The organism is Caldicoprobacter faecalis (genome assembly GCF_900115765.1).
In the GTDB taxonomy this organism is placed as follows: domain Bacteria; phylum Bacillota; class Clostridia; order Caldicoprobacterales; family Caldicoprobacteraceae; genus Caldicoprobacter; species Caldicoprobacter oshimai.
In genome coordinates this window covers 90,072-101,755 of sequence record NZ_FOXR01000005.1, presented here as the reverse complement: position 1 = coordinate 101,755, position 11,684 = coordinate 90,072, and the positions used below count along the sequence as shown (strand labels likewise).

The 11,684-nt window shown below is 47.2% G+C and carries 13 protein-coding genes and 1 pseudogene; 13 read left to right on the top strand and 1 reads right to left on the bottom strand.

From position 1 onward, the window contains the following. The first annotated feature begins 29 nt into the window (after window positions 1-29). From BM241_RS03605 to rpsI, 6 genes are all read left to right on the top strand, one after another. On the top strand, window positions 30-866 hold the full coding sequence (locus BM241_RS03605; RefSeq protein WP_025748425.1) for an energy-coupling factor transporter ATPase: 837 nt from the start codon (window positions 30-32) through the stop codon (window positions 864-866). After that, window positions 854-1,714: an energy-coupling factor transporter ATPase gene (locus tag BM241_RS03600; RefSeq protein WP_025748424.1), complete on the top strand. Its 861-nt coding sequence runs from the start codon at window positions 854-856 to the stop codon at window positions 1,712-1,714. Before BM241_RS03605 ends, BM241_RS03600 begins: the two co-directional genes overlap by 13 nt. After that, complete coding sequence (locus tag BM241_RS03595) at window positions 1,711-2,514, top strand: energy-coupling factor transporter transmembrane component T family protein (RefSeq protein WP_025748423.1); 804 nt, start codon at window positions 1,711-1,713, stop codon at window positions 2,512-2,514. Before BM241_RS03600 ends, BM241_RS03595 begins: the two co-directional genes overlap by 4 nt. 242 nt (window positions 2,515-2,756) lie before the next feature. After that, on the top strand, window positions 2,757-3,494 hold the full coding sequence (truA, locus tag BM241_RS03590; RefSeq protein ID WP_092282048.1) for a tRNA pseudouridine(38-40) synthase TruA: 738 nt from the start codon (window positions 2,757-2,759) through the stop codon (window positions 3,492-3,494). Between the two features lie 431 nt (window positions 3,495-3,925). After that, window positions 3,926-4,354, top strand: a complete 429-nt coding sequence (gene rplM / locus BM241_RS03585) for a 50S ribosomal protein L13 (RefSeq protein ID WP_025748421.1) — start codon at window positions 3,926-3,928, stop codon at window positions 4,352-4,354. 27 nt (window positions 4,355-4,381) lie between these two features. Beyond that, complete coding sequence (gene rpsI, locus BM241_RS03580) at window positions 4,382-4,774, top strand: 30S ribosomal protein S9 (protein WP_025748420.1); 393 nt, start codon at window positions 4,382-4,384, stop codon at window positions 4,772-4,774. 278 nt (window positions 4,775-5,052) lie between these two features. Here rpsI and BM241_RS03575 read toward each other — a convergent pair. Further along, window positions 5,053-5,514: pseudogene (locus BM241_RS03575) on the bottom strand (RNA-guided endonuclease InsQ/TnpB family protein); the annotation flags it as partial. 209 nt (window positions 5,515-5,723) lie between these two features. Here BM241_RS03575 and trxB point away from each other — a divergent pair. From trxB to mreD, 7 genes are all read left to right on the top strand, one after another. Continuing rightward, a complete protein-coding gene (gene trxB / locus BM241_RS03570; protein WP_025748418.1) occupies window positions 5,724-6,641 on the top strand; it encodes a thioredoxin-disulfide reductase in 918 nt (305 codons plus the stop codon). Between the two features lie 34 nt (window positions 6,642-6,675). Continuing rightward, a complete protein-coding gene (glmM, locus tag BM241_RS03565; RefSeq protein WP_092282047.1) occupies window positions 6,676-8,025 on the top strand; it encodes a phosphoglucosamine mutase in 1,350 nt (449 codons plus the stop codon). Between the two features lie 127 nt (window positions 8,026-8,152). Then, on the top strand, window positions 8,153-8,416 hold the full coding sequence (locus BM241_RS03560) for a DUF4321 domain-containing protein (protein WP_025748416.1): 264 nt from the start codon (window positions 8,153-8,155) through the stop codon (window positions 8,414-8,416). Between the two features lie 88 nt (window positions 8,417-8,504). Then, a complete protein-coding gene (locus BM241_RS03555; protein WP_025748415.1) occupies window positions 8,505-9,095 on the top strand; it encodes a Maf family protein in 591 nt (196 codons plus the stop codon). 83 nt (window positions 9,096-9,178) lie between these two features. Then, window positions 9,179-10,210 (top strand): rod shape-determining protein, encoded by a 1,032-nt coding sequence (locus tag BM241_RS03550; RefSeq protein ID WP_035147246.1) that lies wholly within the window; start codon window positions 9,179-9,181, stop codon window positions 10,208-10,210. Between the two features lie 13 nt (window positions 10,211-10,223). Beyond that, a complete protein-coding gene (mreC, locus tag BM241_RS03545; protein WP_051456401.1) occupies window positions 10,224-11,069 on the top strand; it encodes a rod shape-determining protein MreC in 846 nt (281 codons plus the stop codon). 100 nt (window positions 11,070-11,169) lie between these two features. Further along, window positions 11,170-11,676 (top strand): rod shape-determining protein MreD, encoded by a 507-nt coding sequence (gene mreD / locus BM241_RS03540; RefSeq protein WP_025748412.1) that lies wholly within the window; start codon window positions 11,170-11,172, stop codon window positions 11,674-11,676. The last annotated feature ends 8 nt before the right edge of the window (window positions 11,677-11,684 follow it).

Here is an 11,684-nt window from a genome sequence, read left to right as displayed (position 1 = left end):
ATGAAGTTAAAATCTTTAAGGAGAAAGCTATGGAGCCCATCATTAGGTTGCAGGATGTACAATTTGAATATTTGAGCTTTGAGGGTGAGGAGATTGCGGCTCTAAATGGGGTGACTCTTGACATCCAAAAGGGGGAGTTTGTGGTAATCATTGGCCACAATGGCTCAGGGAAATCCACGCTGGCCAAGCATCTCAATGCGCTGCTGCGTCCCAGCAGTGGCGTGGTCTGGATAAAAGGAATGGATACCAGAGACGAGGATAAGCTGTGGGAGATACGGCAGACGGCAGGCATGGTCTTCCAAAACCCCGATAATCAGCTGGTGGCCACAGTAGTAGAGGAGGACGTGGCCTTTGGGCCTGAAAACCTGGGCCTGCCCCCGGAGGAGATACAGAGGAGAGTGGCCGAGGCTCTCAAGGCCGTGGGAATGCAGGAGTATGCCCAGGCGGCTCCGCACTATCTCTCCGGTGGTCAGAAGCAAAGAGTTGCCATAGCCGGCATCCTTGCCATGAAGCCTGAAATAATTGTGCTGGACGAGCCAACCGCCATGCTGGACCCGGTGGGACGGCGTGAAGTGATGGAAACGGTGAAGTATTTGAACAAGCATGAGGGCATCACGGTTGTCCATATAACCCATTATATGGAAGAAGCGGTCGATGCTGACAGAGTTATCGTAATGGAACAGGGTAAGATAGTGCTGCAGGGGACGCCACAGGAAGTATTCTCCCAAGTTGAGGTTTTAAAGGAGATAGGGCTGGATGTGCCGCAGGTGACCGAGCTGGCTTACAGGCTCAGGGCTGAAGGGCTGGATGTACCCTTGAACGTCTTAAAAGTGGAAGAGATGGTGGATGCCATATGCCGATTGTAGTTGAGCATTTAACGCACGTATATATGCCGGGTAGCCCTTTTGAGTCGCTGGCTCTGGATGACGTGAGCTTTGAGATTCAGGATGGGGAGTTTGTGGGGCTTATTGGGCATACAGGTTCGGGAAAGTCTACATTGGTACAGCACCTCAATGGGCTTTTAAAGCCAACCAAGGGCAGAATTGTGGTGGACGATATTGAGATCACGAGTGAGAGCAAGGTACCCAAGAGGCTCAGACAGCATGTGGGACTGGTGTTTCAATATCCCGAGCATCAGCTGTTTGAGGAAACGGTATACCAGGATATTGCCTTTGGTCCCAGAAACTTGAACCTTCCAGAGGACGAAGTGGAGAGAAGGGTAAGAGAGGCCATGGCCCTGGTGGGGTTGGATTTTGAAGCCGTGAAGGATCGCTCGCCTTTTGAGATAAGTGGGGGACAGAGAAGGCGAGTTGCCATTGCAGGGGTTCTCGCAATGGAGCCCAGAATCCTCATCCTAGATGAGCCTACTGCCGGTCTGGACCCCAGAGGAAGGGACGAGATTTTAGGCCAGATAAAGAATTTGCACGCGCAGCGGGGTATGACCATCATCTTGGTTTCGCACAGCATGGAGGACATCGCCAGGCTGGTCGATAGGATTATAGTGATGAACAGGGGCAGAATAGCTTTGATGGGCAAGCCAGAAGAGGTATTTTCACATGTGGATGAGCTTCATGCTATGGGGCTGGGGATTCCCCAAATAACGCATGTGATGAGGGGCTTGAAAGCCAGAGGCATGGATGTACCCGACAACATTTACACCGTGGAGCAAGCTGTCAAGGTCATTTTAGAGAGGGTGAGGGGGAAGAAAAAATGATTAAAGATATTACCATAGGTCAATTTTTCCCCGGCCAATCGCCCATACATAAGCTTGATCCACGGGTTAAGATAATACTGACCTTTGTTTTTATCGTAATAATATTTTTTGCTAAAACCTATCTGGGATATGCGCTGATTTTTGCGTATATAGCACTTGCAATGTGGCTTTCAGAAGTGCCAATCCGATATATTTTGAGAGGGCTCAAGCCTCTCCTGTTCATAATAGTTTTGACGTTTTTCATAAACGTCTTCTTCACTCCCGGGAATAAGGTGCTGTTTCAGGTTTGGGTCCTTAAATTTACCCAGGAGGGTTTAAGGCAGGGGGTCTTCATGGCTCTGCGCTTGATATTGCTGGTCATTGGGACCTCGTTGCTTACTCTGACCACCTCCCCTATTTCATTGACCGACGGTATCGAGCGCTTGTTGCAGCCGCTTCAGGTCGTTCGCTTCCCGGCTCATGAGCTAGCTATGATGATGACCATTGCCCTACGGTTTATCCCCACTTTGCTGGAGGAGACCGATAAGATAATGAAGGCACAAATGGCCAGGGGAGCGGATTTCGAGAGCGGTAATCTATTCCAAAGGGCCAAAGCTTTGGTACCGCTTTTGGTGCCTTTGTTTATAAGCGCTTTTAGAAGGGCCGATGAATTGGCCATGGCGATGGAGTCACGCTGCTATCGCGGTGGCAAAAATCGAACACGCATGAAGGTGCTCAAAGCGGCCAGGAGGGATTACCTGGCGGTGGCCGTGACCCTGCTGTTGGTAGTAGGCATACTCTTGGACAGCTATGTACTGTAATGAGCCTTAAAGCGGCTGTCAAATGGGCTATTGACTCGGATATGTTTATCAGATATATTGATTCAGATAAATTTCAGAGAACATCGGAACGCTGTGATGAGTGAAATTTAATTTTGACAAAGTTTGGCGGTTTGAATGACCTGCCACGATCAAGGACGCATGGTAGTTTTCTGGATATGGTAGCGGGCTGGCTGGTTATTCAGCCTTGCAGCGGGATGTACTGAATACAGGAGTATGAAAGTATGAGGAACATAAAAATCGTGCTGGAGTATGATGGTACCAACTATGCTGGCTGGCAAAGGCAGAAGAATGCATTGTCCATTCAACAGGTGGTAGAGGAGGCTTTATACAAGCTGACCAAGGAAAGGATTACGGTTATAGGTGCGGGGCGGACCGATAGCGGTGTGCATGCACGGGGGCAGGTGGCCAACTTTTTTACAGCCTCGAGGATTCCTGCTGAGCGCTTCAGCTTTGCCTTGAATTCAGTACTGCCCCCCGACATTCGCGTGCTTGAGTCGCAAGAAGTTTCTCATGAATTTCATGCCAGGTATTCGGCTAAGGCAAAGCAGTACAGGTATTCGATATGCATGCGTCCACACGCTCCTGCCATAGCCAGGAATTATTACTATCACGTTCCTGACATTTTAGACGTGGAAGCAATGAATGCCGCAGCAAAATATATTATAGGCACTCACGATTTCAAGGCTTTTCAGAGTGCTGGCAGCGGCGTGAAAAACACCGTGAGAACGGTATACGAGGCCTACTGGGTTTGGGAACCGCCTTGTTATCTCCATTTCCATATTAAAGGGAATGGGTTTTTGTACAACATGGTGCGCATCCTTGTAGGAACCTTCATAGAGATAGGGCGGCACAGGATGTTGGAATCTGATATGAAGCGCATCCTGGAGTCGGGGGATAGGGACAAGGCGGGGCCAACAGTACCTGCCCACGGGTTGTGCCTTGAAAAGGTCTATTATTGATAGTCGCTATTAAGCGTTATGCCTATATAGATACGCTAGAGCGGTTGAAGGTGTTGATTGAATTGTTAGAAAATTTTTGAAGGCTCTTTAAAATCAATTGATATTTTGGCCTTGACAGGCTGAAGGCCTTGTATTACAATATAACCTAGTTTTAATGTGCTCTATTAGCCCTGGCTGTTTATGAAAAATGATTGAGCGTGAAGGTAAGTACATGTATTTTGTGCTGCTGATAAATCTGCAGTAGGGCAGTGCAATTGAATGTGATAGCATGCTTATATTTTATAGTACGTTTTTAATAAATTGGCTGCTTGAAGGAGAGGTAATTTGATAAGAAGTGAAAGATGATTTTTCCCCAAAAGATGTTGGTTAACTAGAAGATTTGTATGGTGACATACTAGATTAGATAATCGAGTGGAATAGGAGGAAAAGCCATGAAGACTTTTGTAGCTAAACCGGATAAAGTTACAAGGAAATGGTATGTTGTGGATGCAACCGATAAGCCGTTGGGTAGGCTGGCGTCTCAAATAGCCAAAATATTGAGGGGTAAACACAAGCCGATTTATACTCCCCATGTGGATACTGGCGATTATGTGATAGTTATCAATGCCGAGAAAGTTAAGCTTACGGGTAAAAAACTCGATAAGAAGATGTACCGCCACCATTCCCTGTACCCTGGAGGATTAAAAGAGATTCCCTACAGACAGCTTTTAGAGCGTAAGCCTACATTGGTCATATATCATGCCGTAAAAGGGATGTTGCCCCACAACAGGCTGGGGCGGAAGATGCTTAAAAAGCTGAAGGTGTATGCAGGGCCCAACCATAAGCACGAGGCTCAACAGCCCGAAATACTTGAACTGTAATGAAGGTCGGGAAAGGAGAGATATGCGTTGGCTAACATACAGTATTATGGAACAGGTAGAAGAAAGACCTCTGTAGCCAGGGTACGGCTTATCCCAGGAGAAGGCAAAATCATTATCAATGACCGCGATATCAAAGATTACTTTGGAATGGAACCTCTGCGGATTATGGTGAGGCAGCCTTTGGAATTGACAGGCACATTAGGTAAGTTTGACGTCATCGCAAAGGTTGAAGGAGGCGGCTTTAGCGGACAGGCCGGTGCTATCAGGCACGGTATTTCCAGGGCATTGTTGAAGGTTGACGAGGGTTTCCGCCCGATACTTAAGAAAGCCGGATTCCTGACGCGCGATCCGCGAATGAAAGAGAGAAAGAAGTACGGTTTGAAAGGTGCGCGAAGAGCGCCTCAGTTCTCCAAGAGATAGGACCAAAAGCAGACCGCCAGAGATTGTTCTCGTGGCGGCCTTTTTATGCATATTTTTGAGGAATACGACTGTACAACCTTATTGAAATACCGCCCACCTATGGAGGTGGTGGCTTCCTGCTTCATTGACCAGACTTGCTGCAGAAGAAAAACTTCTTCCGCAGTAGAGGTCCAATCTCCACAGGCGTAAATTCGGGTAGTCCCTACCCTACTCCTTTTATCAAAGCCGCACCATATCCCCTCAAATTCTTGGCCGCATTCTCGTTTCTGTCATGTACGCTTCTGCATTTTGTGCAAAAAATCTTCCTTGCTGTTCTTTACATATTCATGCTCCCTAGCTAGCCTCTTTACCGCCTTCTCCCTGTTCCTGGATTCCTTCTCCTTCCTTGACAGCTGCCTCTGCAACCTCTTAAGCCTCTTCTCGGCTTTAATAAGATACTTTGGATACTCAACCTTGAATACCCCTGCGTCATTTGCAATCGCTGCAAAGTGCTGTAAGCCTAAATCTATTCTACAAACTAAATTACTGGGCTCCTTTATTTCGTTCCTCGGATCCTGTACCTCCACAAGTATGCTTACATAGTACCTGCCCGATTTCGTCTTAACAACTGTAACTGATATCTTCGGAAGATAAATAAATCCTTCTTCAAAATCCACCCTTATCGTCTCATTCCTATTTGGAAGTATCTGATTGTTCTTTGTATATGACTGCTTGTCTTTCTTCTTCTTGAACTTCGGCATTATCAGCAATCAAAGATGGTTCACATTGCGTGGGTTTTGGGTTATAATAATTCTGTTAATGCTTTGAATATATCAAAGCGGTTTATTGCGCAAAGTCTACGGTCATTAATAAAAACTCTTGACGGTGTGATGCTGAAAGATTGACTTGTAGATGGAACGAGATGCATATTCACGTATGATCTCCAAGAACAAGGAGGTTTAAAATTATGTTGAAGGACATAATCATCGTAGGGGGTGGCGTGGCTGGTCTCACTGCCGGGCTGTACGCCAAGAGAGGCGGGATGGATGCCCTGCTGTTTGAGAAGATGTTTTCGGGTGGGCAGATGGCCACTACATATTTGGTGGAAAACTACCCGGGGTTTGATGAACCAATCAGCGGTCCGGACCTCGCCATGAAAATGGAATCTCATGCCCGAAAATTCGGGCTGGAAATATTGTATGACGAGGTAGTGGAGCTTGAGCTGGAGGGTAGAATTAAAAAGGTGGTGACCGACAAGGGGGAGTATCAGGCCAAGGCGCTCATACTCTGCATGGGTGCGCAACCTAAAAAGCTTGGCCTGCCCAAGGAGGACGAGTTCCGGGGCCGAGGGGTGTCCTACTGTGCTACCTGTGATGGCGCTTTTTACAAGGAAAAATATGTGGCGGTTGTAGGCGGTGGCGATACCGCGGTGGAGGATGCACTCTTCTTGGCACAGCACGCTACAAAGGTCTATCTCATACACAGGCGCAATGCGCTAAGGGCTTCGAAGATATTGCAGGACAGGCTGTTTGCAAATCCCAAAGTTGAGATACTGTGGGATTCGGTGGTTGATGAGATACTGGGTGAAAAAGGAGTAGAAGGGCTGCTGGTGCGAAACGTAAAAGACGGTTCGAAGAAAGAGCTGAAGGTGGATGGGCTGTTTGTTGCAATTGGGATACAGCCAAACAATGCTTTGATACAGGGTAAGCTAAAGATGAATGAAGCCGGGTTTGTGATAACCGATGAGACTATGGCTACCAATATACCGGGGGTTTTTGCAGCCGGCGATTTGCGACAAAAGCCGTTGTGGCAGATTATAACGGCTGCAGCAGATGGGGCCGTTGCTTCGGTATCGGCTCAGAGATATATAATGGAAGAGTTTGAGTGATGTTTATCTTTATTTTTGATAGGGGGTCATGGATATGGCAAGGATGTTTGGTACCGATGGAGTAAGAGGAGTGGCCAATAAGGATCTAAGCTGTGAGCTGGCATTCAAGCTGGGGCAAGCAGGGGCGTATGTGTTATCAAAGGGCAAAAAGAGGCCTAAAATTTTGATTGGAAAGGATACCAGGCTGTCCGGGGATATGCTGGAAGCGGCATTGGTGGCCGGTATTTGCTCGGCAGGCGGTGAAGCTCTGGTGGCGGGCGTCATACCCACACCTGGTGTTGCCTACCTTGCAAGGCATTACGGAGTGGATGCCGGAGTGGTTATCTCCGCTTCTCACAATCCAATGGAGTATAACGGCATCAAGTTTTTTGATAGCAATGGATACAAGCTCCCTGATGAGTTGGAGGATGAGATAGAGGCTATCATCAAAGGGCAAAAACAGGTTGATATTCCTTCGCCTATAGGGAGCGAGATAGGCAGAAAGGTGCCGGTTCCCAATGCAATACAGGATTATATAAATTTTCTAAAAAGTACCGTAGACGTCGATTTGAGCGGTTTGAAACTGGCTCTGGATTGCGCCAACGGTGCTGCGTACAAAGTGGCGCCCATGGTCTTTTCGCAATTGGGCGCTGAAGTGGAAGTCATAAACGACACTCCCAACGGCGTTAACATAAACTGCAATTGCGGTTCCACTCATCCCGAGGGGCTTCAGAAGTTTGTGGTAAAGACCGGTGCGGATATAGGGTTAGCATTTGATGGTGATGCCGATAGGCTGATTGCCGTGGACGAGAACGGAGAGCTGGTGGACGGGGATCAAATAATGGTGATTTGCGCTCTTGATATGAAAGAAAGGGGCGTGCTCAAGCGCAATACGGTGGTGGCCACCGTCATGAGCAACATAGGTTTCGATATTGCCCTTGAAAAGGCGGGGTGTGGCTTTGTAAAGACTAAAGTAGGGGACAGGTATGTTCTGGAGGAGATGCTTAAAAACGGATACAATATTGGAGGCGAACAGTCAGGCCATATAATATTTTTGGACCACAGTACCACGGGAGACGGCATTTTAACAGCGCTGCAGTTGTTGTCAGTTGTTAAGAGAAAGAACCGGAGACCATCTGAACTGGCTTCGATCATGCAAAGGTTCCCTCAGGTCCTAGTGAACGCAAAGGTTAATCCCGAGAAGAAGAACAGCTACATGAACGATCCGGTCATAGCAGAGGAGATATCGCGAATTGAAGCTAAATTCAAGGGGGCAGGCAGGGTGCTCATCCGTCCGTCGGGGACAGAGCCTCTCATCAGAGTTATGATCGAGGGGGCTGACCAAAGGGAAATAGAGGACAGCGCTAAGAGGTTGGCGAGTTTGATAGAAGAGCGGTTGAATTAAGGGTTGAAATTTGTCGTGTTAAAGGGGAATTTTTTATATAAACATCTTGTATTCAATCGAGAAGATGTTATACTAATCATGAGGATGAGTAGGAAATGGCTGCCCTTAAAAGGAGGAATTACAGGTGATGAGAAGGGGAAGCTCGAGAAGGGGCTGGGTATTGTTTTTGTTTTTGCTAGCAGGTATTATTATTGGCAGCGTGGCAGGAAGGATTTTGGCTGCATATTTCGATATACCCCTATTTACAGAGTCCCTTCAAATTGGTACTGAGGATAATCCCCTGGTGCTTGATTTGGAGATAATACATCTGGTGCTGGGAGTTACCTTTACCGTCAATTTTGGCACTATCCTGGGCGTATTGCTGGGCCTTCTATTTTATTTTAAGTCTTGAAGTAAATATGCCTAAAAGTACATCATGGTATATATCATCCATGTTCAAATCGAGAATTCTTTAAACAGCAGGAGGCAATAAGCAGCAGATGAGGATAATACTAGCTTCTTCATCGCCTAGGAGGAGCGATTTGCTTGCACAAATGGGGTTAAAGTTTGAAGTTATTCCCAGTGGCCAAGAGGAAAAAGTAGTTGAGAATCTTCCTCCTCATCAACTGGCTGTGGAGTTAGCCCTTAAAAAGGCTGAAAGTGTTGCCAAAAGGGTGCAAGGCTGTGCCTTGATAATAGGCGCAGATACCATTGTGGTCAAAGGCGACAAGGTGTTGGGCAAGCCCAAAGATGAGGATGAGGCATTCCAGATGCTTATGGAGCTGCAGGGGCAGGTTCATGAGGTCATAACAGGGCTGGCTGTTATGGAGATGCCTACCCGTAGATGTGTGACTGCTTACGAGAAGACGTTGGTTGAGATGGCTCCCCTGACCCGTCAAGATGTTGAGGGTTATATTCGAACGGGAGAACCCATGGACAAGGCGGGCGCTTACGGCATTCAGGGGCTTGGTGGTATGCTTATAAAGAGGATAGAGGGATGCTACTACAATGTCGTGGGGCTTCCCATCCATCGCCTTTGGGTGATACTCAAGGAGTTTGAGGTTGAGGTGTTTACTGAGCGAGCTGTTTAGCACAAGTTATCAAAAATGCAATTATTGGCAATAATTAATTTAGCGCTCAAAAAACAATGTGGTTGGAAGGAGAAATGGATGGTATGGGAGTATTGAACATATTCAGCAGGGATTTGGGAATTGATCTAGGAACTGCCAATACTCTGGTATATATTCGAGGGAAGGGAATAGTTATCCGTGAACCCTCTGTGGTGGCCATTCGCAGCGATACCAGAGAGGTACTGGCTGTTGGTGAAGAAGCCAAGAGGATGATTGGTAGAACTCCTGGAAACATCGTTGCTATAAGGCCGATGCGTGATGGCGTTATAGCCGATTTCGATGTCACCCAGGAGATGTTGAAGTATTTCATAAGAAAGGCCATGAAGAGGCCTCTCGTGGTGCACCCCAGAGTAGTCATCTCGGTTCCGTCTGGTGTTACCGAGGTTGAGAAGAGGGCTGTGTATGAAGCGGCAAGGCAGGCGGGTGCTCGTGAAGCTTACCTGATTGAAGAGCCCATGGCCGCGGCCATAGGTGCAGGGCTGCCGGTGCATGAGCCCACGGGCAGCATGGTGGTGGACATTGGCGGTGGTACCAGCGAGGTAGCGGTAATTTCGCTAGGCGGGATTGTAACCAGCAGGTCTTTGAGGATAGGTGGCAACAAGATAGATGATGCCATTATATTCTACATTAAAAAAGAATACAATTTGATGATAGGTGAGCGGACGGCCGAGGAGATAAAGATCACTATAGGTTCTGCATATCCCAAAGAGGAAGAGCAGGATATGGAGGTCAGAGGTCGGGACCTGGTGACCGGGTTGCCGAAAACCTTAAGGATTACGTCTTCTGAGATTCTTGAGGCTTTGAAGGAGCCCGTAAGCCAGATCGTGGAGGCCATTAAGCTCACGCTGGAGAAGACTCCGCCTGAACTGGCTGCCGATATTATGGACAAGGGTATAATGCTAACCGGGGGAGGAGCTCTCCTCGATGGCATCGATAAGCTCATAGCCCAGGAGACCGGCATGCCAGTCCATATTGCAGAGGCGCCTCTGGACTGTGTAGCTGTGGGTACTGGACGTGCACTGGAAGAATTAGAGGTTTTAAGAAGGGTGACCATCTCATCCAAGAATTTGGCTTAAAGATGGGATGGTGATGGTTTTGCTTCAATTTTTGCGGAGGCATTCGCTGGCTGTTGTAGTGGCCCTCTCTGTTTTTTTATTAGCCATGGCTATTTTTACCTCTCAATCACGGGGAAGCACGAGCTTCCTAGAAGGGCTTGTGGGAGAGGTCATTTCACCTGTTCAAAAAGTAATATACAGGGCTGCCTCTTTTATTTATGGCTCCCTTGCGGAGATAAAAGAGAGGCGTAATTTGAGAGAGAATTATGAGCGCCTTAAGGAAAGGGTGGAGCAGCTGGAGAAGGAGCTGCTCAGGATGAACGAGCTGGAAAGACAAAATCAGCGCTTGAAGAAGCTGCTGGATTTTGCTGTAGAAAGAGAGGAGCTGGTTGTTACAGGTGCTAGGGTCACGGGTAAAGACCCCGGCAACTGGTTTAATGTATTTACCATAGATAAGGGTAGAAATCAGGGTATAGCGGTAAATATGGCAGTTGTAACCGAGCGCGGGCTGGTTGGGCGCATCATAGAAGTGGGGCCTAACTGGGCAAAGGTGCGCTCGATCGTGGATGCTCAAAGTTCGATAAGCGGCATAGTCGAGAGAACCAGAGACAATGGCATAGTGAAGGGCAACAATGCCTTTGGGGCAGAGGATGGCACCTGCAGTATGGTATATCTTCCATTGGATTCAGAAGTGAGCGAGGGGGATAAGGTGATTACATCGGGGCTGGGCGATTTTCTCCCCAAGGGGATTTACATTGGCGAAGTGATAGAAGTGGTGCGTTATAAAAAAGACCTTTACAAAACTGCTATTATAAAGCCGGGAGTTGATTTTCAGCGTTTGGAAGAGGTACTGATAATTAAGGCAAGGTCTGATGAGTGATTTTTGTTGTGATGATTTTTCTCACGATTTTTTACTGTGCTTTTGAATAAAGAAGAGCGGAACATAATATCGTTTTTATGGAGTTGGAGATAGCAGTGATATGAAGGTTTGGGTTATAGCTGGTATCCTGTTGGGTAATTTGATTGTTCAATCATCGTTATTTCCTTTTATCGAAGTGTATGGCGTTAGGCCGGATTCGTTAATGGTGCTTGTGATCTCGTTTGCGCTTCTGACAGGCAATCCTACGTCAGCCGTGGTAGGGCTGTGCGGGGGGTTGTTACAGGATATTCTATTTGGTCAAAATATAGGTTTTTATGCTTTGCAGTATATGCTGATCGGATACCTTGTAGGCCTGATTTATGGAAAAGTTTTTGCAGGCAAATCATTGATTCATGTATTTTTTGTGGGCGTAGCGACGATTTTTCGAGGGCTGTTTGCCTTTTTATGGATGTATTTTGCAGGAATGGATGTTTCATTTCAGCGGCTGTTTTTAAAGGTTGTCCTGCCAGAGATGGTGTACAGCATGGCTATAACGCCTGTTGTATATTACTACATGAACAAGCTGTATAAATATAAATTTATGAATCGGCGCTGGCATTTCGATTGAAAGGGGTA

Bases quoted from the DNA above. Each gene is read 5' to 3' on its own strand.
- BM241_RS03605 (WP_025748425.1), top strand. From the start codon at position 30: ATGGAGCCCATCATTAGGTTGCAGGATGTACAATTTGAATATTTGAGC.
- BM241_RS03595 (WP_025748423.1), top strand. From the start codon at position 1,711: ATGATTAAAGATATTACCATAGGTCAATTTTTCCCCGGCCAATCGCCC.
- mreC (WP_051456401.1), top strand. From the start codon at position 10,224: ATGGTTTTGCTTCAATTTTTGCGGAGGCATTCGCTGGCTGTTGTAGTG.
- BM241_RS03600 (WP_025748424.1), top strand. From the start codon at position 854: ATGCCGATTGTAGTTGAGCATTTAACGCACGTATATATGCCGGGTAGC.
- BM241_RS03550 (WP_035147246.1), top strand. From the start codon at position 9,179: ATGGGAGTATTGAACATATTCAGCAGGGATTTGGGAATTGATCTAGGA.
- truA (WP_092282048.1), top strand. From the start codon at position 2,757: ATGAGGAACATAAAAATCGTGCTGGAGTATGATGGTACCAACTATGCT.
- BM241_RS03560 (WP_025748416.1), top strand. From the start codon at position 8,153: ATGAGAAGGGGAAGCTCGAGAAGGGGCTGGGTATTGTTTTTGTTTTTG.
- BM241_RS03555 (WP_025748415.1), top strand. From the start codon at position 8,505: ATGAGGATAATACTAGCTTCTTCATCGCCTAGGAGGAGCGATTTGCTT.
- rplM (WP_025748421.1), top strand. From the start codon at position 3,926: ATGAAGACTTTTGTAGCTAAACCGGATAAAGTTACAAGGAAATGGTAT.
- mreD (WP_025748412.1), top strand. From the start codon at position 11,170: ATGAAGGTTTGGGTTATAGCTGGTATCCTGTTGGGTAATTTGATTGTT.
- glmM (WP_092282047.1), top strand. From the start codon at position 6,676: ATGGCAAGGATGTTTGGTACCGATGGAGTAAGAGGAGTGGCCAATAAG.